At 41.2% G+C, this 24,662-nt stretch carries 20 protein-coding genes and 1 pseudogene; 7 read left to right on the top strand and 14 right to left on the bottom strand.

The features are described 5' to 3' along the window. Positions 1 to 154: 154 nt before the first annotated feature. A complete protein-coding gene (locus RMY63_RS16335) occupies positions 155 to 1,828 on the bottom strand; it encodes an NB-ARC domain-containing protein (RefSeq protein WP_322729701.1) in 1,674 nt (557 codons plus the stop codon). Between the two features lie 209 nt (positions 1,829 to 2,037). Here RMY63_RS16335 and RMY63_RS16330 point away from each other — a divergent pair, with 209 nt between their 5' ends. Continuing rightward, positions 2,038 to 2,595, top strand: a complete 558-nt coding sequence (locus tag RMY63_RS16330) for a hypothetical protein (protein ID WP_322729700.1) — start codon at positions 2,038 to 2,040, stop codon at positions 2,593 to 2,595. Between the two features lie 287 nt (positions 2,596 to 2,882). Here RMY63_RS16330 and RMY63_RS16325 read toward each other — a convergent pair whose 3' ends face one another. From RMY63_RS16325 to RMY63_RS16315, 3 genes are all read right to left on the bottom strand, one after another. Continuing rightward, a complete protein-coding gene (locus RMY63_RS16325) occupies positions 2,883 to 3,866 on the bottom strand; it encodes an RNA polymerase sigma factor, RpoD/SigA family (RefSeq protein WP_322729699.1) in 984 nt (327 codons plus the stop codon). A 570-nt stretch (positions 3,867 to 4,436) separates the two neighbouring features. Beyond that, a complete protein-coding gene (locus tag RMY63_RS16320) occupies positions 4,437 to 6,167 on the bottom strand; it encodes an ATP-binding protein (RefSeq protein WP_322729705.1) in 1,731 nt (576 codons plus the stop codon). Positions 6,168 to 6,283: 116 nt separating this feature from the next. Then, complete coding sequence (locus tag RMY63_RS16315; protein WP_322729698.1) at positions 6,284 to 7,078, bottom strand: glutathione S-transferase family protein; 795 nt, start codon at positions 7,076 to 7,078, stop codon at positions 6,284 to 6,286. Between the two features lie 889 nt (positions 7,079 to 7,967). On the opposite strand from RMY63_RS16315, the gene RMY63_RS16310 reads away from it, so the two are divergent. Beyond that, the gene (locus RMY63_RS16310; RefSeq protein WP_322729697.1) at positions 7,968 to 8,792 is read left to right on the top strand and encodes a fasciclin domain-containing protein; all 825 of its coding nucleotides are present in this window, start codon (positions 7,968 to 7,970) and stop codon (positions 8,790 to 8,792) included. Between the two features lie 339 nt (positions 8,793 to 9,131). On the opposite strand, the gene RMY63_RS16305 is transcribed toward RMY63_RS16310, so the two are convergent. Beyond that, positions 9,132 to 10,052 (bottom strand): polysaccharide deacetylase family protein, encoded by a 921-nt coding sequence (locus RMY63_RS16305; protein ID WP_322729696.1) that lies wholly within the window; start codon positions 10,050 to 10,052, stop codon positions 9,132 to 9,134. An 843-nt stretch (positions 10,053 to 10,895) separates the two neighbouring features. Further along, positions 10,896 to 12,194 carry a glutamate-1-semialdehyde 2,1-aminomutase gene (gene hemL / locus RMY63_RS16300; protein ID WP_322729695.1) on the bottom strand — a complete coding sequence of 433 codons (1,299 nt, stop codon included), beginning with the start codon at positions 12,192 to 12,194 and terminating at the stop codon, positions 10,896 to 10,898. Between the two features lie 229 nt (positions 12,195 to 12,423). Here hemL and hisIE point away from each other — a divergent pair, with 229 nt between their 5' ends. After that, complete coding sequence (gene hisIE, locus RMY63_RS16295) at positions 12,424 to 13,074, top strand: bifunctional phosphoribosyl-AMP cyclohydrolase/phosphoribosyl-ATP diphosphatase HisIE (RefSeq protein WP_322729694.1); 651 nt, start codon at positions 12,424 to 12,426, stop codon at positions 13,072 to 13,074. Positions 13,075 to 13,103: 29 nt separating this feature from the next. Here the strand turns inward: hisIE and RMY63_RS16290 are convergent, their stop codons facing one another. Beyond that, positions 13,104 to 14,378: an MFS transporter gene (locus RMY63_RS16290; RefSeq protein WP_322729693.1), complete on the bottom strand. Its 1,275-nt coding sequence runs from the start codon at positions 14,376 to 14,378 to the stop codon at positions 13,104 to 13,106. Between the two features lie 471 nt (positions 14,379 to 14,849). Between RMY63_RS16290 and RMY63_RS16285 the strand changes: the two are divergent. Beyond that, a pseudogene (locus RMY63_RS16285) lies at positions 14,850 to 15,041 on the top strand (DUF2811 domain-containing protein); the annotation flags it as partial. Positions 15,042 to 15,705: 664 nt separating this feature from the next. On the opposite strand, the gene RMY63_RS16280 reads toward RMY63_RS16285, so the two are convergent. Beyond that, complete coding sequence (locus RMY63_RS16280) at positions 15,706 to 16,425, bottom strand: response regulator transcription factor (protein WP_322729692.1); 720 nt, start codon at positions 16,423 to 16,425, stop codon at positions 15,706 to 15,708. 649 nt (positions 16,426 to 17,074) lie between these two features. Here RMY63_RS16280 and RMY63_RS16275 point away from each other — a divergent pair. Continuing rightward, positions 17,075 to 17,701, top strand: coding sequence for a CPP1-like family protein (locus RMY63_RS16275; RefSeq protein ID WP_322729691.1), 627 nt, complete (start codon positions 17,075 to 17,077; stop codon positions 17,699 to 17,701). Between the two features lie 135 nt (positions 17,702 to 17,836). On the opposite strand, the gene RMY63_RS16270 is transcribed toward RMY63_RS16275, so the two are convergent. The 6 genes from RMY63_RS16270 to RMY63_RS16240 form a co-directional block, all read right to left on the bottom strand. Next, entirely contained in the window at positions 17,837 to 18,529 is a 693-nt protein-coding gene (locus RMY63_RS16270) for an HAD family hydrolase (protein WP_322729690.1), read from the bottom strand. Between the two features lie 193 nt (positions 18,530 to 18,722). Continuing rightward, entirely contained in the window at positions 18,723 to 19,163 is a 441-nt protein-coding gene (locus RMY63_RS16265; protein WP_322729689.1) for a GNAT family N-acetyltransferase, read from the bottom strand. Next, on the bottom strand, positions 19,160 to 20,257 hold the full coding sequence (gene hppD, locus RMY63_RS16260; protein WP_322729688.1) for a 4-hydroxyphenylpyruvate dioxygenase: 1,098 nt from the start codon (positions 20,255 to 20,257) through the stop codon (positions 19,160 to 19,162). Before hppD ends, RMY63_RS16265 begins: the two co-directional genes overlap by 4 nt. 106 nt (positions 20,258 to 20,363) lie before the next feature. Beyond that, entirely contained in the window at positions 20,364 to 21,068 is a 705-nt protein-coding gene (locus RMY63_RS16255; RefSeq protein WP_322729687.1) for an SDR family oxidoreductase, read from the bottom strand. 81 nt (positions 21,069 to 21,149) lie between these two features. Next, positions 21,150 to 22,427, bottom strand: coding sequence for a transposase-like zinc-binding domain-containing protein (locus tag RMY63_RS16250; protein WP_416212522.1), 1,278 nt, complete (start codon positions 22,425 to 22,427; stop codon positions 21,150 to 21,152). 186 nt (positions 22,428 to 22,613) lie between these two features. After that, positions 22,614 to 23,393 (bottom strand): phosphate ABC transporter ATP-binding protein, encoded by a 780-nt coding sequence (locus tag RMY63_RS16240; RefSeq protein WP_322729686.1) that lies wholly within the window; start codon positions 23,391 to 23,393, stop codon positions 22,614 to 22,616. Between the two features lie 403 nt (positions 23,394 to 23,796). On the opposite strand from RMY63_RS16240, the gene RMY63_RS16235 reads away from it, so the two are divergent. Both RMY63_RS16235 and RMY63_RS16230 read left to right on the top strand, forming a co-directional pair. Beyond that, a complete protein-coding gene (locus RMY63_RS16235; RefSeq protein ID WP_322729685.1) occupies positions 23,797 to 24,006 on the top strand; it encodes a hypothetical protein in 210 nt (69 codons plus the stop codon). Between the two features lie 77 nt (positions 24,007 to 24,083). After that, positions 24,084 to 24,647, top strand: coding sequence for a TetR/AcrR family transcriptional regulator (locus RMY63_RS16230; protein WP_322729684.1), 564 nt, complete (start codon positions 24,084 to 24,086; stop codon positions 24,645 to 24,647). The last annotated feature ends 15 nt before the right edge of the window (positions 24,648 to 24,662 follow it).

Raw genomic sequence — 24,662 nt, 5'->3', positions numbered from 1 at the left:
TGAGTGCTGAGTGCTGAGTGCTGAGTGCTGAGTGCTGAGTGCTGAGTGCTGAGTATAAACCCAGTGAAATCAAGGCTTTTAGCAATCAACATTGTCCTAACCTATGTGGCTACGGCTATATCTCTGCTTCTCTGCTTCAGTCAACCCTGTCACCCTAGTTAATAATCATGTCTTCATAAGTGCGGGCTGGTATCAACGTTTGTTGACAATCTGGACTCACCGCAACTGCCCAAACATGGTTTGAGTCTGCCTTGTTCCCGCCCCCTCTTATCTCCTTATCCCATTCCCCATGCCTAAAAACTTCATCCCCTTGTGGATGGGGTTTTTCATTTTGGAGCTTTCTAACTAGTCTACCAAGTTTATCCTCAAGCTGATCGGCAGAGCCAAGGGTTATTCGTAGTTGATTTAGGATAGGTCTTACAATCAGATGAATTTGACTATCGTGGATGTAGTCTTTTGCTTGGGCTTGCATCGAAACATAAGTCAGCAGATATTGCGGTGATTCTGTGACGATTTCCTCGCAGACTTGCTCAATCAAGCACTTTGTCACATATTCCATCACCACAGGTTGCTGTGTGAATCCTCCAGTATTACTTTCTATCAAGGTACGCCAGCGTAAAGATTCGAGGACTGACATTAACTTAGGCTTAGGCAATATTGGTGTAAGAGCTGTTTGCAATTCTGTCGAGGAAAGCTTGCCCCGATTAATTGCCAGCCAGTACATCACTAGCTGCTCAGACGTGGAGAGTCTTTTGAATTGTTGTTCTAGAAGATTGCCAATGCCTTGAAATACGGTTGTGCCTTCCGCAAAAAAGCAGGCGATGTTACCTTCATGTAAGTCCCGAATGGAAGTGGCGGCAATTTTCAAAGCTAGGGGATTACCACCGTAACACTCAACCAGTTGGCGGGTTTCGTCCTCGGAGCCTGATAGCCCTTTGAGTTTCAGAATTGTTTGCCCAGCTGCGACTTCTAATCCTGATAAAGCAAGGGTACGGACTGGCAAACCATCACCTTCCAAGGCAGCGACTTCAGGAGGTTTTTCCCGGCTGGTGAGCAGGACAGAGCTTTGATGCCCAGTTTCTCCTAATCGCCACAGCAGTTCGCCGTAGGGTTCGTAGCCCTGACGGTAACAGCCCGTCCCTTTACCTTGCTCCAATAATGTGTCGAAATTATCCAGAATCAGCAAGCATCGATATTTGCGGAGATAATCGATTAAACAAGTAATTTGCTCATAGGGGGAAGCAGGCAATATGGTAACTTGTTGATCGGAAAGAATTTTGATCCACTCCATCACCTTGTCGTGAAAAAAAGGTGCGTGTCGGAGCGATCGCCAAATCACATATTCAAATTCTCCCTGCAATTGTTCTGCTAACTTCACCGAGAGCGCGGTTTTGCCCATACCACCCATACCTAATAGTGTGACTACACGAGCGCGATCTCTCACAATCCATTGGCTGAGGGTTTCTAATTCTGTAGTACGTCCATAGAACTGGGAAACGTCGATTGCTTCCCCCCAATTTGTATAGTTCGTAAAGGGTTGAAAGTTTAAGGTTGAGGAGGTGTTGATGTCCTGTTGTCGCTGTGCAGTTCGCTTCAGCACTCCTTGCAGGTTATTTTTGGTAACTTTTTCGCCCAAAGCTTGAGAGAGCGATCGCCATAATTCTGAGCCAATGTCTTTGATGTGACCGGGGTCATAAGTGACTGCTCGCGCCATTTCTAGATAAGTTTTCCCTTCCCAAGCGTAGCGAAATACAATCTCTTGCGCTCTCGTTAAGCATCCTCGTTTCAATAATTGCTCAACTATTGCGATCGCTTCTTCAACTGTCATTTCTTTCAGTAGTAATACAGGCTCACTACAATCTTCACATTATAAACTTGATTTTTTGTCAAAAGTTTACGTAAATCTACGAAAAAGAACCCGACCTTTTCCCGACCTTTTCCCGACCTTTTCCGACCGACAAACTTAATACTAGCCCTTTAGTATCTATCTAAGATCAAAGCGATCAAGAATGTAACCAAATTATTGAGGGCAAAGACATGGCTTATTACTATTACGGCACAAGTGGAAATGATTATTTTAACTACACTGGTTCAGACAGTGTTTTTGCTTATGCTTATGATGGAAATGATACCATCTATGGCAATACTAACAATGATTACATCTATGGATATGGTGGCAATGACTACCTATATGGTTACACAGGTAACGACGTTTTATACGGAGACTCTGGTAGTGACACCTTATACGGCGGAAGTGGTAGCGATACTTTATACGGTTCTAGCTCAACTGTCTACAATAGTTATGAATATGATGTCTTAAATGGTGGCGATGGCTACGATAGGTTTGTTTTAGGTACATCCTATTATGGAAACTATTATCAAGGAGGTGGCTACGCTACGATACAAGACTACAATCCTACGTATGACTATATCCAACTGAAAGGAAGTGCAAGTTCTTTTTATCTTGGTACTGGCTATTATGAGGGAACTAGTGCCCTTGATACACTCATATATCAGAATGATGGTGACTTGTTAGCAGTAGTTCAAGATCGGACTGATATACAGTTAACCAGCTATTATTTTAGCTTTGTCTAGCCCTACTACAGTTGGGAAATAACTCTATAGTTACAAATCTTTGATGACTTTAGAGCAACGTAATTTTAGCTCGCTCCTCAGCTTTATCAAACACAATTCAGGAGTCAGTCGTCAGAAAACAAGTATGAATTCTGACGACTGACGCCTTTATTCTGTTCGATAAAAAATTTGCCTACGGGGAAGCAAGCACACATTTTTCTGGTTTTCAGTATAAAAAAATCGCCTCCTGAATTCAGGAGGCACATTACCAAGGTGGTGTAGAGACGCGAAATTCCGCGTCTCTTGTTTTAGCTAGCAACGTATTCTTTGACATTGGCACGACGGCGACGCAGATGAGCCAAAGCTTGATGCTCTAACTGACGGACGCGTTCGCGGCTGAGATTTAATCTCTCACCGACTTTCGCCAATGACATTTCATTACCATCTTCTAAACCAAAGCGTAGGGCTACAACTTCTCGCTGTTGCGGGGTTAGTTCTGCTAGCAGGTTGTTCAAGTCTTGGCGTAAGAATTCCTGGTTGGTGTAATACTCTGGTGATGGGCCATCATCTTCGAGCATTTCTTGCAACTCAGTATCCTGGTTCTCACCAACTCGCACATCCAAAGACACAGGTTGACGAGCCATATTCAGGTACTCACGAATCTGAGTCGGTTCTAGTTCCAGTTCTTTGGCAATTTCGGCTGGACTCGGCGATCGCCCCAAGGTTTGAGCCAACTCGCGCTGCACTTTTTTGATTTTGTTCAGTTTCTCGGTAATATGGATTGGTAAGCGAATAGTACGACCTTGTTGAGCGATCGCACGAGTAATTGCTTGGCGAATCCACCAGTAAGCGTAAGTTGAGAACTTGTAACCCCTCATTGGGTCAAATTTCTCCACACCCCGCTCTAATCCTAGCGTTCCTTCCTGAATTAAATCCAGAAACTCCATATTTCGCTTTTGGTATTTTTTGGCAATAGCAACGACCAAGCGCAAATTCGCTTCGATCATTTTTTGTTTTGCCCGCTTACCTTGCGCCACCGTTTGTTGCACATCGGTTTCCGATTGTTGAACGTGATCGGCCCACTCTGAAATATCCGGTTCGCGTTGCAACTTCTTGGCCAAAGCTTCCTTGGCATCAATGAGTGTCATCATTTGTTGCACTTGCTTCCCAAAGATAATTTCTTGTTCGCGGGTTAGCAGTGGTACACGACCAATTTCTCGCAGATAGGTTCGCACCATATCAGCCGTGAATTTGGTGTTAAGGTTTTCTGTTTGGGTATTGACAGTAGGCATTGGTGCGATGTCCTCTACTTCGTAAAGATAATGTATGTTTTATTACTAAAATGGATGGGAAAAAGTAGTACATCTATCACGAAATATCGGGAGCTACCAAAAGCAATTAATTGATACAGCCGTTGTTAAGACGGTAAGCCCCCAATGATAGGTTCCCCTACCTTCCCTAAATTTTCAATCTTTATATAAGCACGCTGGTTATTTTTGAGAATCCTTCTCTTGGATAGTTACTGACACCGATTGGGGAAACCGAAGTCGGTATGAGTTCTACTTAACTTATGATACGATAAATCAGGCAAATAGTAAACTGTTTTAAGATAAAACCTATCATTATAATTTAAAAGCAGCCGTTATGTAAAAAAATTTTAAAGTCCCTTGAAATTACTGACTACATCTATAGTGACGCCAAAAACCCCTCTTCTGTTGCCAAAAACTAGCGGGATAACCGAACTTAATTTGCTGTAACAATGGAGGGATGTTACGAATTAGTCATTAGTCATTAGTCATTGGTCATTAGTCATTAGTAAATATTGATTGACTCTACACAAAGGACAAGGGACAACTGACAATCTAAAATCCAAGGTCAGCTTTGGCTAGTTCAGCAGCGGCGAATACTTCTGCGTCAGGTTTTTCTTCCCAGGCTGGCTCACCAATTTCTGCGTAAAAAGTTGCGTCATAAGGACGGGTACGGACTACTACGGGCATCGGAACGGCGTGACCCAATATTAAAGCTTGTTGTTTCGAGTCTAGCTTTGCCAATACCGATCGCAATCCGCTACCACCAGATACACCTGTAAAAATCGCGTCAATGTCTTTTTCATCATTCAGCAAAGCGGTAATGCGAGTCCCAATTTGCGACATAACTTCATTATCTATGCCTGATGGACGTTGATCAACTACCAAAAGTGTGACAAAATACTTTCGCAGCTCGCGGGCAATAGTCCCAAAGATAGTACTTTGGACGATAGCCGGGTCAAGGAAACGGTGCGCCTCTTCAATGGTAATCATCAATGGCGTTGGGCGATCGCTAGGATTTTTGCTTTGCAGAAATTTGTCTGCTTTCTTGACGTAATGCTCGTGAATACGTCGGGTGATCATATTCGTCACCAACATATAAGAGAGCATATTAGACTGGGAACCAAATTCTATCACAACATTCTTCCCAGATTCCAGGCATTGCACAATTTTACTAATATAATTCTGGGGGCAAACTGCTCGCATGTACTTTAAGCTATCCATCCGCAAGAGTTTGCGCTGTAATGCCATAATCGAGCCTTTATGTCCCCGCTTCTCCTCGCAGAACATCTCGATTTCTTCGTTAGTCATATTCAGCAACTGAACAATCCAAGACTTGCCAAATTCGCTATACAGAATATTGGCGTTATCTAAGGCTGCGTCAGAGAGTCCTAAATCTCGGCTACATAACTTAATATCTTCAACTTCTATTTGCTCATAGCTGAGATAAAGTTCTTGAGCATCACGCACACCCCGACGCTTTGTTGATTCCGGGTCGAGGGTATAAACTTCCACTTTACTAGGAAAAAGTTGCTTTAGTCCCTTAACCGTATTGACGTTCTTCCCTTCTGCGACGGCTTCCCAGCCATACTCAGAGTGCATATCAAAAATCAAGTTCACTGCCGCATTTTTACGGATAACACCAGCTAAAAGTAGCCTTGTTAAAAAGGATTTACCAGTACCAGATTTCCCAAAAACCCCATTACTCCGTTCCACGAAGCGATTCAAATCGATACAAACGGGCACATCCATATCCAAAGGTTTGCCGATGGAAAAGTTGCGCCTTTGGGGGTCATCTTCCCAACCAAATACCCGGCGAAAATCATCAACACTGGCATCGTAAACTTGACTAAAGTGGCTAGGAATAGTTTTAACAGGCAACAATTCCATTGTCGTGCTGGTTTGTGGCACAAATGAAGCTAAACCCGTCACCGATGGGAGGAAAGGATTTGCCGATTTGCCATTTGTTGGGGAGAAAGCTTCTTCAGTTTCGGGAGTGAACATCAACATCGGGGCGAGGTTGATAGTACCATAAGTACCACTGCCGGCTAAAACATCTCGTAAAAAAGTGTCTTCCCAACTGGGGGGATTAGCAATAATTCGGGCATTAGCAGCTCCCAATGCTACATCTGTCAGCATACAAAAAAAACGCGATCGCATCCCTTGCACAACAAGAAACTTACCCACCCGCATATCTTCTACAGAAATGTCAGGATGCAATCGTACTTCTAAACCTTCAGTTAGAGAACCTTGAATGACCGAACCTAATGGCTGTGCCGAATTCATCTGATTAGTCATTTGTCATTTGTCATTGGTCATTTGTCATTGGTCATTTGTCATTGGTCATTTGTCTTGAGTTATTCTCTCCCAGTCCCCAATCCCCATTCCCCATTCCCTGTTATTTAATCAATCTGAATCGAGGTTGGCGCACTTCCTGTTGTTGGAGTCGTACTAATTAACGGTTTGCGGAATTGGGCGTAAAGGCGATCGCGCCAGGTAAAGAATGGTTCATAATCTATATTCTCGGCAAAGATTGGCAATCCTTTACCTCTGATAGAAGCTGGTAAATCCAGATAGGGGCCAGCAGGAAACTTGAGTAATATCGATAAGCCAGCCACCGCTAAGTCAGCTAAAGTCGGCTCATCTCCTGTTAAATAAGGACTATCTGCCAATAATAACGTCAAGGCTTCCAAGTCTTGTTTTAAAGATGCGATCGCTGACTTTATCACATCTGGACTGTAACCGACGCCAAAACCCAACACTGTCAGTAAGTCAGTGGGTACTCCTTGAACCAGACTTTTAAATATATCTGGTGTTGAGGTGGGTAATAAAGACTTACGGAAATTTTGATCTTGACTTATAGCAGCAAATAGTGCTTTGCGACCTTTAATGCCTATGGACTCATCCGCCCATTCTTCTATTAATAAAGTTAAACCCCGTTGTTTAGGATCTTGCGGTATTATGGGGCGATCGGGATACTCTAAGTCTAAATATTTAGCTATTTCCGTAGAATCCGCAATATATTTATTACGATCCTTTAATACAGGCACTTGTCTTTGACCAGTTAGCCGGAACAGTTCTACTTGTCCAATCCCAGGCGTAACCTCTATTTTGCGGTAATCTAGTCCTTTAAAATCTAGAATTAGGCGCACTTTCTCTGAGTATTGAGAGAGTTCCCATTGGTATAATTCCAGCATGTGTTCTATCTCTTGTAACTGGTCAACTTATTAACTTTACAATTGTATCTTTAGTTTAAGTAATTTTTATCGTAAATCAAGGGATTTAAGACCCCAACCAAAACACGTAGCGCAAAGTCAAAGCCACTTCGCCGGTCAGTTTCAGTCGGAATTAAATCCCCGTCTGAAAATGTCTAAAATGTTTGAATTTGGAATGCGTGAATTTTGAATTGTTAATGGTATTAGTTAGTTAGCTGTCTATTGAATTGACATTAGGATTTAACTGATGCCTAATTTTTGGCAAAATTATCGATTTAAAAAAATATTGTTTTCTGATTGATTAAAATATCAAATAACTAAGTAATTTAATTCAGCATATTATATATAAATAAACCTCACCCCTTATTCGTGGGTCTTCAACAGTTACTTCAATTTTTGTCAGCGTTAGCCTACGTTAAAATATTTCGCTAATTAATTTCTGTGCTTTTGCTGAATAATCAATGGTTAATTCTGAAATATAGCCTTATTCTCTATATAATTCAAGATTTATGAATCAACTATTATTTTACGTACAAGTTTGTATATAAATTGTCTTTTAAGTATAATCTTTCTTTGAAGCTGATTGTAACTCCTAACTTGTAGAGGTGAGATTTTCACACTTTCTGAGAATTTACGTTACACGAGCGGGATTTTTAAATTTTCGGATGATAGAGAAAATTTGCTCAAATTATATGAAATATATGGTAGATATATTTCATACTTATCAGCGTGAATCGAGGTTAAACATTTTACTTTACTAGCACAAACTCTTCTAGAGAAAAATCTTACTTCCCTCTTAAGTTAGATTTTGTGCATAGCAAAATGTTATAAATCTTTATGTAATGTGTGGACAAAAAGAAAAACAAAATTTATGAAGACAAATTACAGCAAATTGCTGACCACGTTGGCAGGCATAGCAGGATTTACTAGTTTCAGCGTTCTCATTACTTTACCATCTGATGCGAAAGAGATACTAAATCCTAACCCTAGTATTTTCAATGAAGCTCCCTATAACCAAGGTCAACGCCTTCAAGCAAACACTCAATACACACCTGTTGAAGCCGTTTCCCAAATAGAAAAGGGCAATACCAAACGCAAACCAGTAGCACAGAAAAGTGGTGCAACGCTAAATCCCAAACCAAGTATTTTCAACGAGCCTCCCTATAACCGTGGTGGTGGTAGTGCTACACCTATTGAACCTACACCCGTCACCCCAGGTACTCAACCCACTGAGACACCGACCACAACTCCACCAGGGCCAGGGGCAAGTGGCAATCAAGGCAAAAACTTATTAGCCTTGGCAGAGTCAAACGCTTCCTTTACCACGTTGACCAAGGCTTTGAAAGCAGCAGGATTAACCGGAACTTTGCAAGGCAAAGATAACTTAACTATTTTTGCACCCACAGATGCAGCTTTTGCTAAGTTACCAGCAGATGCTTTGCAAGAATTGTTAAAGCCAGATAACAAAGAAGTATTGCTGAAGATTTTAACTTACCATGTGGTGACTGGTAAGTTATTGTCTACTGATTTGAAGTCTGGCGAAGTTAAAAGCCTTGAAGGTGGCACAATCAACGTTAAAGTTGATCCTGCTACCGGTGTAACTGTCAATGATGCTAAAGTTACACAGGCAGATATCACAGGTAGTAACGGCGTAATCCACGCAATCGACCAGGTGATTTTACCTCCTGACTTGTAGTTGTAAGGTATCAACACAGCTGGCAACATAACCATAGCAATCCTAAATGAGATTGTGAAAATTTTTGTTCTAGTCGTCCTTGGTTATTTGTCCTCTCTTACAAAATTCTGAGCGGAGGAAACCTCCGCTCAACGCCAGTGACGCTCCTGCGTCGCTACCGCAACGCTTTCGCCCAAGTCGGGAAACCCTTCCTGTGCGACTGGCTTGACTTTGCGCTTTGTAATTGCAAATAACTAATGACTAATGACTAATGACTAATGACTAATGACTAATGACTAATGACTAATGACTAATGACTAATGACTAATGACAACCATACGTTAAAATTCCGTTCAGATGTTAATTTTGGACGGTTTTTTTGTTTGCAATCAGCTTTTGATCTTTATCTTGCATTTCTAAAAGTTCAGGAATAGTAACAAACCTATAGCCCTGTTTCCGAAAGTTGGCAATAATTTCTGGTAAAGCTTGCACAGTTTTCGAGCGATTACCACCACCATCATGCATTAGCACAATTCCACCTGGCTTGACCCTCCTAAACACATTATTAATTAATTTTGGTACAGCAGGACGTGAGTAGTCTACAGAGTCAGATGACCAGAGAATGATAGCATATTTGCTATTTCTAGCGTAACTAGCCACCCCATTGTGCATGATTCCCCCTGGTGGTCGAAATAAATTTGTTTTAATCCCTGCTACTTGATAAATCAAGTCTGCTGTGTGGTCAATTTCATAGGCAGCTGCTTGTGGATTCAAGAATTGATACCAGTGATGCCAAGTGTGATTACCAATTACGTGACCTTCAGCAATCTCCCGTTTCACTAAGCTTGGATAATTCTTCACGTTTTGCCCAATCAGAAAAAATGTCCCTTTAATCTGATTTTTTTTAAGAATATCGAGTACTTGCGCGGTACTTTCAGGCCATGGCCCATCATCAAAGGTGAGCGCAATTACTTTCTGTTCGGGAGTAAGTTTTGCGGCATTAACTATTGCTCCCTGAAAACGCTGTGGCAAAGTATATGAAAAACCTTTTGTTTGTACTTGTTGCTGCCAACTTCTAAGCATTGTCGCTTTTAGTTCTTCAATCTGCTGCTCAATTCCAACTTTGCTTGGTAGATTGTTTACATTTGTATTCTCTGTACTTTGAGCATTAGAGGAATTTGACTTCATAAGCATCATTGTGCTGGCACTCATACTGCCACTCAAGACAAGCAACGTAACTAATATTTTTTGCAGACCAAAAAATGACTTATTCTCGTCCACTTCATAGCTCCTTCAAGGTCAAACCATCTTTTTTTTCACAATACTTATGGCAGCTTTTTATACTCTGTAAGCCTTACCATACAAGCTACAGTTATGATTGGTATATTTTTTAAAGTTAGCTCCAACCCTGACTCTGAAAAAATACCTTACCCGATGGATAATCTAATATCTATAAGCAAAACTCTCACCATGAAGGTTCTCACCTTCTTATGCATTAATTTTTGTAACCTATGGGGTATAAGGGGAGTTTCGAGAACTGTAAAAGGCAAGTAAAATAATTTGTAATTAAGTTAAGTTTTGCAATGGAGATTGAAACAAGAGCTACAAAACTTGCCACTTCTTAATTGCGAAGGACTTAACCCTTTATAATTTATTAATCCTGCCTGATTAACTATGAATCTTAATATAGGCTAAATATTGCATATCCTATTGACGAAGCCATTGCGAAATTATGACGAAGATGTGACCTTCCTTGAGGAATGACGGTAGAGAGCAAACCTGTTAAACCAATTCGCAATTCGCAACTCGCAATTCGCAATTACGTTTTGTGACGAGGATTTTACCTTGACACAAAACGTCCTGCCGTCGTTAGGTAGGGGAATTAAACCCCAAAAAAACTTTGTTAAAAAATTTCTTTCATCCCCAACTGCGCAAGACGATTGAGCACCATTAACTGCTGAAAATTCTGCAAATAATGCTTTAGAGTGAGTCCGAAAATTCCGCACGCTTGTTTCTCTCTCAAAAAAGGGACTTCCTATAAATCATCCATTTTGTGGGGTGAGCATCTTACCCCACAAGAGGTAACAGATACTTTTTATTTGGAAATCCCTTACCCTTAATAGCTTACAGGCTCGACATTACATCCCGTGCAACTGTTAAAGTCTGCTCAATATCTTCTTCAGTGTGAGCAAAAGACGTAAACCCGGCTTCAAATTGAGAGGGTGCTAAGTAAACACCGTGCTCTAACATCCCGCGATGGAAGCGTCCGAATTTGGCTGTATCAGACTTTTTCGCATCTTCGTAGTTATGAACTGGGCCAGCCGAAAAGAATAAGCCGAACATGGCGCTGATTTGACCGCCGCAAGCTGCATGACCAGTTTCTTTGGCAATTTGCAGCAAACCATCTGCTAGCTTTTTAGTAATCCGCTCAAGAGACTCGTAAGTACCTGGCTTTTGCAGCAATTCTAAAGTTTTAATCCCAGCAGTCATCGCTAAAGGATTACCAGAAAGAGTCCCAGCTTGATATACGGGGCCAGCGGGCGCAACCATTGACATAATATCTCGGCGACCACCATAAGCCCCCACTGGCAAACCACCACCAATCACCTTACCCAAGGTTGTTAAATCGGGAGTGACGCCAAATTTTTCTTGAGCGCCACCGTAAGCAATGCGGAAGCCTGTCATCACTTCGTCAAATACCAACAACGCTCCATACTCGTGAGTCAATTCCCGTAACCCTTCTAGGAAGCCAGCATCAGGCGCGATAAATCCAGCATTGCCGACCACAGGTTCAAGAATGACACCGGCAATCTCGTCGCGGTTTTCTTCAAATAAAGCTTTGACTGCTTCTAGGTCATTGAAAGGTGCAGTTAGAGTGGTGCTAGTTGCTGCTTTAGGAACTCCCGGTGAGTCTGGCAAGCCAAGTGTGGCAACACCAGAACCCGCCTTTACTAAAAACGTATCAGCGTGTCCGTGGTAGCAACCTTCAAATTTAATGATTTTGTCTCGGTTGGTGAAAGCCCGCATCAGCCGCAAAACTCCCATACAGGCTTCAGTTCCAGAGTTGACAAATCTGACCATTTCGATGCTAGGAACGGCATCAATGACCATTTCTGCCAAAACATTTTCTAGGACTGAGGGAGCACCGAAACTGGTGCCTTTTTCTAAAGCTTCATGCAACGCTGCAATTACTTCTGGATGAGCATGACCACAAATAGCTGGGCCCCAAGTGCCTACATAGTCTATGTATTTATTGCCATCTACATCCCAAATATACGCGCCTTTGACACGATCAAAAACGATGGGTTGTCCGCCCACAGATTTAAAGGCACGAACTGGAGAACTGACTCCTCCGGGCATGAGATTTTGAGCAGCGGCGAAGACTTCTTGTGATTTTGTTGTTTTAATTGTGGTATTTACCAAAGTTCTCTCCTAACAGTGGGCAATAAAACGCTCTATCTTAGGATAGGGTCAAACACTGCTTAGAATTTCTATCCTATAAAATTAGCTGAACCAAAAAAATAATAATATGTTATGCAAGTCCAATGAATACTTGATTTCAGATATTTAATTCCAAAAAATATACCAGCTAGCCTATTCTGAATGGTATCGTGAATCCATAAATTATTCTCATGAGAGCAAACTAGCTGGTATGTCTTCTAACGATTCGCGATCGCTGCATTACACTATCCCGATTGATAAAATTCGCTACGATGAACGGGGTCTAGTGCCTGCAATTGTCCAAGACTATCTAGATGGTACTGTCCTGATGATGGCGTGGATGAATCAGGAGTCGTTACAAAAGACTTTAGAAACTGAAGAAACTTGGTTTTGGAGTCGTTCTCGGCAAGAATTGTGGCACAAGGGGGCGACTTCTGGGCATATCCAAAAAGTGCAAAGTATCCGTTATGACTGTGATAGTGATGCGCTGCTCATCGGGGTAGAACAATTAGGAGATGTTGCCTGCCATACTGGAGAGCGTAGTTGTTTTCACCAAATAGAAGGAAAAATTGCTGCACCACCAGGAGATACATTGTCGCAATTGTTTCAAATAATATGCGATCGCCGCGATAATCCTACTGAAAGTTCTTATACCTGTAAACTATTTGCAGGTGGCGATAACAAAATTTTGAAAAAGATTGGTGAGGAAACTGCTGAGGTGGTAATGGCTTTTAAAGATGATCAAGCAGATGCGATCGCAGGTGAAGTGGCTGATTTGCTATATCATACTTTGGTTGCCTTAGCTCACCATCAAGTTGATTTAAAATCTGTATATCGCAAGCTGCAAGAACGTCGTCAATAAAGGGAAAATAAGCCCACACCTGTGCGCCCCTACTCAGCCAAAATTCGATTCAGGTACTGTAAAATTACCACAGCGATCGCTACACTGAAGATGAAGCCTAGCCAGTAAGTATTAGTAATAATTTGTGGTTGATCTAATGCCCATCCACCCAAGGGATGACCAATAAAAGAGCCAACAGCCCAGCACAAAGCGTTGATAGAGAAATACACGCCGCGTTGATTTTCCGGGGCTAACTCAGTCACTAAAGAGGCAGCAGATGGGGTATAGGAAACAATCGCCACAGCAAATACTCCCAATGCCAATATTACCCAAAACAGATGATGAGATGGGGCTGTACCGCTAACCCAAATCAGGCCGAAACCAATTGCCCAGAAAATGGCGGAAATAGTAAGCGCAAGTGTATGAGAGCAGCGTTTTAAAATGCTGGTGACAGGCAACTGACAAATAATTGCAAACACTAGATGCCAAGCAAATAGTCCACTAATGGTAGTTTCAGCAAATCCCTTGGCGGTACTTTCTACAAGGACAAAGTTTTTGAAGTAAAGCGGCAGGGTGCTGTGGATTTGAGAAATATAGATTGTAAAGAATATATTAACTGCTATGTAGACTAGGAAACGCCCATCTTTTAATACTGCCATCCAAGCAGCAAAAAGTTCTGTCTTGTCAGATTCCTCTATCTGCTGTTGTTCAGTTTCACTAATCCCTACATAGACAACTCCAAAAAATAGCATAAAAGAGATGGCATCAATTATAAATAGCCATCGATAATTCCCAATGATCGCGATCAAAAACCCAGCCAGCAGAATTCCGATCGCTAACCCAAGATTATCAGCTAGTCGGGCGATCGCAAAAGTTTCGCGGCGATTGTCAATTTGGCTAGCGTCAGCAACCACAGCTTCAGCCGCAGGCCAATAGAAACCTATCCCTAAACCGCTAATCAAGCTACCGATTACCAAAGAAGTGAAATTATTGGTTGCAGCTAAAACTAGAGAAGCAATTGCTAAAATCGCCGTCGCTAGCAACAAAGTGCGGCGGCGTCCCCAGTATTCAGAATCAGCCAAAGAACCACCTACAATCCGCCCTACAATGCCGGAAATCGAGGCGCTACCCAAGGCTACCCCAACACTGGTTGCAGATAAACCAAGTTGATTAACAAAAAAGATGGGGGCATAAAACAGGGTAAAGCCGGTACCAACTTCCGAGATAAATCTACCAGTTGCGAAAATCCAGACCTGGGGATGTATCGAGGGCAACCACGATGATAACTGAGATTGAGAAGCTAATTTCATCAGCTTAAATGTCATAATTTGATGACATTTTTGTAATTCTTATCATTGGTTACTATTTTCCTCACTTATTCCACAGGGTTTCCACAGGCATTTTAGCAGTTTTCCACAGGTGCTATACGAGCTAATAGGCTTCTTACTGTCTTACTGGGGATTGTTGATTATAAGTAGCAAAGAAGTTTAAGGACTGAGTTTTTATGAAGTAAAGTAACAAAAAATTGGCTTAAAGTCCGATTATTTCGTTCGGATTTATTTTTTATACAATCGTTTTTAACATTTCGCAGCATTGACAAACCCACCCCCTCTTGGCGCACAATGATGCGGCTTGCTTTTATAATCCTGTTCAACTGTTGACATCAAGTATGTAAAATATATTACTATCAGATGTAAGTGCAGATTGTCGGGATAGCGAAAGAGCGTGTGAAGCCCTAAACCGCTTTACCGCAAGCAACTTGTCCCTCTTGATTATCCTCATAGGAGGAAAATCTCATGAAAGCAACGGTTAGCATCTTTACAGAAATTCCTGAAACACTCCACGAATCCTTAAAAAACTACTTAGAAACCCATCCTGATTGGGATGAAAACAGAGTATTGACGGCGGCGCTATCATTGTTTTTACTCCAAAATGGAGATAGCGATCGCCGGGCTGCGCGAGTTTATCTGGAAACTTTGTTTCACCACTCCACAGTAGAAATGCCCTGTACCGACTCACCAGCAACAGCTAATTTACTAGACACCCCATAGGTACTGGTATGAAAGGCGTTATTCCCCGATTAATGGGGCACGATATACCGTGACCCATTAACGGCATTTTAAGATAATAGCGATCGGCAATATTACAATAAAAAAGATCGGTAGATTCCGATCCATAAAAAAGTTCTAATAGTTTTTCTTATTGCCAAAAGTAGTTGGTAATAGGGCGGAATTTAGCTTTTTCTCAGTCCCCGACTGGGAATACCTATTTTGAGGCTGCCGCTTCCCTGACTTACAGCAGCAGGTCAATGAGTAGCATTTCCAGACAGAGGCTAGAAACGGGGTTTTAAGGGGACTTTAGCTGAAGTTGACTACCAATGCACAGCTATGTGCCCTACAAACTCCAATCTAAGCACCGTTATATCTACCAAAACGGTAACTACCAAGAAATATTTTCCAGTGGACTTTCTCCCCTGTCTACTATCTTAAATAGATAAATAAATAAATATCTCAAATAACTGTCTGGTCTGTATTTGAGGAATATCTACCTATTTTAATTATCTAAATTTGTCTGTTACTAAACCCAAAGAAATTCACTAATGGCTCTCCCAAGAGTTAACAGTCAAGAGTTAAAAAACTCTAGACTATAAACTCAGGACTTGCCTTCCAACTGCTGGGGGTGAGCAGCAGATTCAAACTTATAGCCTACGCCACGTACAGTTTGAATTAATGCTGGCTGACTAGCATCAATTTCAATCTTCTTGCGAATTTGGCCAATATGAACATCTACAACCCGTTGGTCGCCGACATATTCATAATCCCACACCTCATGGATCAATTCTGCCCGCCGCCAAACTCGGCCTGGATGACTAGCTAAAAAATGCAACAAGTCAAATTCCAGAGCAGTTAAGGGTACTGGTTGGTTGTTAAGTGCTACCTCCCGTCGCACTGGATCGATCATAAGTTTTTCAAATACCAAGCGTTTCTGCTCGGCCGTAGTTATCACTCGCTGACGCCTCAAAATAGCTCCGACTCTGACTTCTAGTTCTCCCAGCCCAAAAGGCTTGGTGAGATAGTCGTCAGCACCTTTAGCAAAGCCACGAATTTTGTCAGCTTCGTCAGCACGGCTAGTCAACATCAAAACAAAAACACCATTACGACTTTGCATCTCTTGGCAGAGGTTAAACCCTGTGACATCTGGTAAATTCACATCTAGAATCACCAAATCAGGGTTAAATTGCTCAAATAGAGTTAAGGCTGTCTTTCCATCTTCGGCAGCCTCCACCTGATAGTTCTGCTTAATCAAAAAGCGTTGGATTAAATTCCGAACCGCAGGGTCGTCGTCAACTACAAGAATCTTGGCAGGAGCCATGACCATTACTTTGCACAAAAATTCGTAAGATTAACAAGAGAGTTGCGTAAAAACGCAGTTGCCACTTGGGGACTAACTAAGAATCTACATGGCTACGGTATAAGAATCCCGATCATTCAAAAATAAATACTCTAATCAGGATTGTGGGCAATGAGAAGGCGAAACTTCTGTTAGCCAACAGTATATAAGCGCTCTGACTTTAACTGCAACCGTTTTTGATAGCAAGACACCTTTTTGATCCCAGTTAGGTGGTAACTTAAAACGTTTCAATTTTAAATCGATATGTGGATATATACCACAAGCGATTATTCAGTATAATTAAAAAAAACTCTTTTAGGGCACAGTAAATTGCCAAATTTGAAACAGTAAAGTTGATTTTTTTAAAAAAACCATGAATTTTAGGTACTCTCCGTTCAAATTCTAGATTAGAGCCAGAATTAGACAACGACATGAGGGTATACACGGAGTTATATCGATATGTTAAAGTGACTATAGTTGAAATTACAAAGTCGATCAAACTAACCCGTGCTACTATCCTGGTAGGGCATATAAATAGGTCGAGACTTTAGTTTCGATCAAAATAAAACCTAAAGCTGTTTTTTATTCGATAAAAGACTGCCGCTGACTGAGGCTGAAGTAACAAACTCCCATGAGCGATCAAAATCCCTACGAAAAACTTGGGGTATCAGAAGAGGCTAGCTTCGATGAAATTCAGGATGCTCGAAATCGCCTATTCGAGCAACATAATGGCGATGCCAAGCATTTAGAAGTGATTGAGGCGGCTTACGATGCGATTTTAATGGATCGCTTACGGATGCGCCAGGAAGGTAAAATCAAAGTCCCTGAGCGGATACGGTTTCCAGAGTTGCGAGTGCAATCGCCTCCGAAAGAAAGTCCAACCCCTCGCGAGCAGTCACCTGCATGGCTGCAAAGAATGCTGGATCAGCCAACGCCTGCGGATATATTCTTACCAGGAGCTTGGTTTCTCGGTTTGAGTTCTATTAGCCTGTTCTATCCAGAGGGAGGCGATCAGGTTTTGCAGTTAGCATTGGTGGTTGGCGTAGGCACTAGTATTTACTTTCTTAATCGCAAGGAAAGCAAATTTGGCCGAGCCGTTCTGTTCACCCTGGTCAGTTTAATAATTGGCCTAATCTTTGGGGGACTAGTTGCTAGCTGGCTCTTACCACAAATATCATTTATCAGTCTGGAAACGAATCAGTTCTCTACTGTAGTGACGTTTATATTGTTGTGGTTGGTTAGTAGTTTTCTACGTTAAACCACAAAGAAGACATGGTTTATGTATGTTCTTCTGAGATAAAAAAGTCAGGAGTCAGAATAGGTATTCTGACTCCTATTTTAATTTGCAACCCGAATGCTGATTAATTGAATCTGTTGCAGCTACAGAGCCTTTTTAAACAAGGTGTTTAGCTCTTAGAACTAAATCTACAGCAGCGCTAAAATCCTTAACGATTAAGTCGGGGTGGTAAATTTCTAGTTGGGTGCGATCGCGAATTCCAGATTCCACAGCCATCACCTTAATCCCATAATTTTTTGCAGCGGTAATATCAGCTTCCGTATCGCCCACCATCCAGGTATCAGCAGACGGGGGCAGTTCTTTTAATGCCCTAGCCATCAACAAGGGTTTATCTTCAATATCACGAGTTTTAACGTAGTCGTTATTCAGACAATAACAACGATTTTCCGGGAAAAATCTCCCTAAATCGTGTTTTTGGAAGGCATAATCTAGCTCTCGAACTCGGCGCATGGTCATAACTGCTAAATCAATTCCAGCTTGTTGAATTTTTAACAGTGCGTCCACAGCACCAGACGCGAGAGTGTCATAGTGAAAGTAAGGTTCTGTATGCACAGTTTGCCGCCGCAACTGGGCGAATTCTTGGGCTTGGGCTTCGTCTAACCCGGAATTTAAGGCGATTTGTTTTTCAGGAACACGCGATCGCTTTAACTGCCAAAATTCTGCTTTCGGAAGTTCTTGCACTACTTGATCTGGGCGACGGGTTTTATCTAAGCAGAATTGATAAACGCGGTAGTACCGTTCGGAAACATCAATAATTGGGCCGTCGAAGTCAGTAATCAGTCTTAGCATCGGCGGAAAATGTTAATTTTTATTACAATTATCTCAGATGTATGGCTATTTTTGGAGACATATGAAATCAATTCGCAATTCGCAAATTAAACTAAGCCACCCACAAGGGGTGGGGTTTCTATCTACCTTGAGAGATAAGGATTTTTTCGCCTACAAGAGGCGAGGTTTTCAACCCTTAATTTTTTCATCAAGTTTAGCTAAGGGTTTTTTGTAAATTCTTTTTAAGAAAGTATCGACGATGACCTGGAGGAAAATCCGCTAACTCTCCAAAAACTTCATACCCCAAGTGCTGATAAAATTCAGGAGCTTGGAAGCTGTAAGTAAAAACATATACGTTTAAGCAGCCACGATTAACAGCCTCTTGCTCTGCTGCCAAAAGAAGTGCTTTTCCATATCCATCACCTCTTAAATCCTGTGCAATCCAGAGAGTAGCGATATGAAGCCATCCCAAGCCGATAAAACCTTCCAAGCCACCCACTACATTTTCTTCTGAATCACGAAGCAATAGAAACAGTGGCGTATATTGGTAATCTCCAATCTTACTTACATTAAATTTATGAAGTTGCTTATCTACAAAATCAACTTGTTTGGAGTCTGGCTGAATTTCAATTGATATTTTGTACTCAGGGATCATTGCAAAGTACCGCGTTTGATTTGTTCGCTTTCAATGGCTTCAAATAAGGCGCGAAAGTTACCTTCGCCAAAACCTTGAGCTTGAAAACGGCGTTCAATAAATTCAAAGAAAAATGTCGGCTGTTCAAAAATGGGCTGGGTGAAAATTTGTAGTAGTAGGGGCGCGGTTTGTTTTGTCCCTGCGGGAGTATATTCTTGCCAGTCCACCAGAATTTCTTGTTGAGCGATCGCTTCTAATTCTAAGGGTGATAGCGTGATTCCTGGTCGCTGTTTTAGTTGCGAGTAGTAGGTTTGGGGAACCGAGAGTAAGGATAAACCACTGGCACGAAATTTAGCGATCGCACTCACAAGATTAGTCGTCCGCAAGGCAATATGTTGAATTCCTGGCCCGCGATTGACATCTAGAAATTCCTGAATTTGAGAATTGCTGGAAGCCGGTTCATTAATTGGCAATTGGACGCTACCGTTATGTGAAACCATCACCTGGCTGTGTAAAGCAGAGCGATTGGTTTTAATTTTAAATGCCTGCTGGGGTTGAAAATCGAGAATTTTTTCGTACCAAGCCACAGCACGATCCAATTCACCAACCGCCACGTTTAGTACTACGTGATCTATGGCGGTAAAAGTGTTGTCATTTGTGATTTGTTCTTTGTCATTAGTCATTTGTCCTTTGTCAAAAACCAATGACAAATGACCACTGACCAATGACCTTTCTATCAAAGTATGAGTCAATCCACCCCAGGCGGCAATTTTGCCACATTTGATGAATGCCGTACCCTCTTGGCGTTCCTGGATGGGTTGTAGGATTGTAGCACCGTGTTTTTGAGCTAGGGCGATCGCGCCTTCGACATCTTCGACAGCAAAAGCGACATCTGCCACACCAGGCGGGTATTGACGTAGAAACTCAGCTACTGGACTTGTGGGTAACAGTGGTGAAGACAGAAAAAAGCAGACATCACCGTTTTTCACCACTTCTGTACAAGTGTGAAATGAACTGATGCGATCGGCTATTGCTTGAAAACCAAGATGGCGTACAAACCAATCCCGCCACACTTTGGCGTCTTCTACATAAAAATGAACGTGATCAATTTTCATAGATATTGAAAATCCAGCATAACAGTTTATATATCTGTAAATTTTGCTTTTTTTGCTAGATTTTCACTTCTTTCCTAAGCAAGAATTATGTAAGCGTACTCCCACTTTAAAAGAATAAATGACTATCAGGTTGAATGTTAATTTCCATTGGCACAGCTTGCGGTTCGGCAGAAAGAGCAAAGAAAATCGCATTGGCAGCAGTTTCAGGACTGAGCATTTTTTTTCGGTCTACTTTTAGGTTGACGTTATCCCAAAAAGGAGAATCTACCCCACCAAAGTAGAATAGCGTGAACTTGATACCAAAACGCTTGAGTTCCTCTGCCATGCACTTGCTAAAACCGACAACACCAAACTTAGAAGCCGAATAAGCCGCTGCCATCCCCATCGAATGCTTGCCCAAAATTCCTACCACATTACAGATGTGACCAGACTTGCGCTTTTGCATTTCTTCAGCAGCCGCTTGAGTGGTGTAAAAGCTACCTTTTAAGTTGACATCTAACATCTTGTCTAAATCAGCGGGTTCCAGGCTGTTATAGGGCTTGAGTATACCAGCACCAGCTGCATTCACTAAAATATCAATTTGACCAAACTCAGCGATGGTCTTTTCTATCAAAGTATCTACTTGTTGCGGGTCAGTAATATCGGTGGGAACAGTCAAAACTTGCCCTGGTAAATCAGCAGCCAGTGTTGTTAAACGCACCGCATCTCTTGCAGCCAGTGCCAACCGGACTCCGGTAGGCGCAAGTTTTTGTGTTAAAGCTGAACCAATACCACCAGTAGCACCGACAATAATAACAACTTTATCCTGCATCGTATTATTTACATTTATTTACATCTTTTTACATAATACAGAATTACAGGCTCAGGTTGTACCTAAACATCCAGAAAGTATCTATTCAAAGAGTTGCGGCATCACCTCATATTCTTTGCCATTCATTTTTAATGTAAATATGGGAGATGATTTTAAATATTTGGTAAAATTGGAACCTAACTTTAATTTTTTAATAATTGAATTAGGAGATTCTCCGGTTATTTTACGTAACTCTGAACCTAGTTTAGACACAGATAATTTAGTTTGGGGAGACTTTGTTTGTATATCTTGAATAATTTTTAATAGTAATTTGTCTAATGTTTTCTTATTAGATATTTCCACAGAATTTTCTTCTTGAATAGATTGTACAGATGAATTATCTATAATCGGGATAATTTCCTCAATTTCTGGTTTGTTAAGATGAGATTTATTATTGATATTGGATCTTTCTTGAAATAAACTTGCAATAGTTGTTAACCTGTGTAATCGAGTATTGATTGAATCTTGTTCATTTTTAATTAAATCTTGAATTTGCTCAACCACTTTTTCCAAAGATGGAACTTCTGTTGCCATTGCTAAAGAATAATGAGTTAATTTGCCAGTATTCCGATTTTCTATATGCAAAGTTTGCCCTTGTCTACGTACCCAATAGACAATTAATCCTTGGTTTTGGAGTTCGTTACAAAGGTGAATTAAAATTCCATCGCTAGAACAGACTAATATTTCTTTAACTGTTGGATAAGAGCGTAAAACACAAGCACCAAAAGCGATCATTTTTGCATCAGCACTATCCTTACCCTCTGGCACATGAACAAGTTGATAGCCACGGTTATATAGTTCAATGTCTTGCTTTCCAATACTTGGATTTTTCCAGTTAGCAAATGCAATTTTAAATTGGAGAGGATACTTGCAGACACTAGCTAAAAATAATTCTGAATTCATATCTAGTTTTAAATTTTCTGCATCCAAAAGTAAAAGTGATATTCCTGTTTCTAATCGATGTTTTATTTCAGTTTTTTGGGGAATTTTTTCGATAAATCGGCTGAAAGCAGCAGATTCTAACCAACCAGGCGATAATATCGTTTGCAGCAGTTGTTCAGCTAATATCAAACTAAAAGAGCCAAGACTTTTCTCTGTGATTTTTTCTTCTGGCAGGTTTTTTACTAAAGAAAGTTCCGTTGTTTCAGCCGTAGATACTTTAGTATGTCCGTTGTTGTTAGGAAGCAAGTCAGTTTCTAGGGAATCAGAGAATACAGGCTCAAGGAATTGTTTACCACAACTCTTGCAGAGGTAATTCTGCTTGTCATTCCGACGACCATTTTTACGATATGAAGTAGATTCGCACCGGGGACATTTCATTTTATGATTCAGGTGGTCTAAAGCAAATACTTGTCTTTAAATATATAGTATAAAAAAATACTGTCAATATCAGATCGCATTGCCCAACACCAGAAAAACTTAAAGCAAGCGGAAATTCAATTTAACCGCTCATTTTTGCTTGCATTATGTAGTAACCCTCTAAATAGCGAGAATTTAAGAAATACTTCAACAGACGCGAGCAAAAACATAGTCGCGCGTGCGAGAATCCACAGGGTTAGTAAAGATTTTATTTGTAGTACCAAATTCAACCATTTGAGTAATACGATTTTCATTACTATAAAAGAAAGCAGTAAAATCAGATAGGCGAGTAACTTGCTGCATATTGTGAGTAACAATCACAATTGTCAACTCAGAACGCAAGTTATGGATCAAATTCTCGATTTTCATACTACCCATAGGATCGAGACCTGAACAAGGCTCATCCATCAAAAGAACATTCGGCTTGACCGCTAAAGCACGGGCAATACATAATCTTTGCTGTTGACCACCAGAAAGCTCTAAAGCAGATTTATGCAGCTTATTCTTTACTTCATCCCAAAGTTCGGCAGCTTTGATGGCAGATTCAACAATTCCATCTAATTCTACTTTCGGATGCCATCCAACTAACTTCACCCCATAAGCAACATTATCGTAAACGCTCATTGGAAAAAGATTTGGTTTGGGAAAAACCATACTAACTTGGCGACGTAAGCGATTGATGTTGACACGACGCTCATAAATACTCTGCCCAAAAAATTCTACTTTTCCTTCAACCTTTACTTCTACTTCTAATTCACTCATGCGATTTAACGATTTAAGAAAAGTAGACTTCCCACAACCACTAGAACCAATAATTGCCGTGACTTGGTTTTGGTAAATATCCATTGACACGCCTTCAACTATCTTTTGAGTGTCGTAAGAGAAGCTGAAGTTTTTGACTCTGATAGCTGGAATTAGTTTACTCATGTTCCCAAAACGTGTGAAACAAAACTTGATTAAGTAAAACAGTACAAATCAACAATGCTGTTTCACTATGTTACTGCCAAAATGGGATATTCATGGAAATTACGTATCTATACAGTAGTTATACAGCAAATAAAGTGTTCTAAATTCTAGAGCTTTTATATAGGAAGCGTAGGCGAGCATTTACCACAGGCATTGCAAGATTTTTTCCTGATAACAAATACAATAACCAAGGATTTTCAAGGCAGGTCTAACCTAGCCTTTAGGAATACTCGACCTCTGCCCTAAGAATCAATTATCCAAAATCTTAAACTACCTAGTTGACACTATACCGTCTGGACGGTATTATAAATTCATAAACCGTCTAGACGGTAAACCAATAGTAGATACTTGGATTGAGAATGTTATGTTTACCATTGCAAATCCCTTTATTCATCAAACTGCTTTGGGTTCCCGTAGCAATTCGCTGCTGTCTCAAAATCGGCGAGTTCGACCTGCTACGGATTTGTTGGATGAAACTTTACACTGTATGATTACATCCCACCGATTTTCAAAGAGAGCAAGTTTACCCAATAAATCTAATCCTAGCCTTGCTGCCCCACAGACGAAGCAATGAGAGAAGATATTGACAATCTCGTTGCCAGATAAACTGTGTTCACCGGACAATTTATCTAGTTCCATCATTCAAGCTCTATGATTACTAGCAAAAAAACAAAATCTACGTCCGCCACCCGTAATGCATTGCTAGAAGCAGCGGCGCGAGTGATGGTAGCTCATGGTTCAAAGGCATTGACGTTGGAGGCAGTTGCCCGCGAAGCAGGTATCAGTAAAGGTGGATTACTTTACCACTTTCCCAACAAAGAAGCCTTGATTGCTGGGATGTTGCAACAGCTAATTGACGAAAAGACAGCATCACTCAAGCATGAATTAGAGCAAGATGATCCACCGAATACACCGGGACATTGGCTTAGAGCCTATATCCGATCATTTGAAAATCATAATACTCACTCTGGTGCAATGCAATCCGCTTTACTAGCAGCGGTTGCGGAAAATCCAGAATTACTTAAGCCCTGGCAAGAAAAATTTGCTGATTGGCAACGGCTAATTGAAGCAAGTGGACTCGATCCGGCGATCGCAACTTTGATTCGTCTAGCGCTCAATGGTCTATCCTTCGCTCACCTCTTTGGTTTAGGAGTCCCGCAAGAATCTTTGCACAAGCAGGTAATTGAAACTCTGCTGAAACTAGCACAAGAGTAATTCATAATTGAGACG

The sequence above is a fragment of the Nostoc sp. ChiQUE01b genome (assembly GCF_034531255.1).
Taxonomy (GTDB): domain Bacteria; phylum Cyanobacteriota; class Cyanobacteriia; order Cyanobacteriales; family Nostocaceae; genus Nostoc.
Note: the sequence above shows the minus strand (reverse complement) of the source record. Positions and strands in the feature narration are given on the sequence as shown.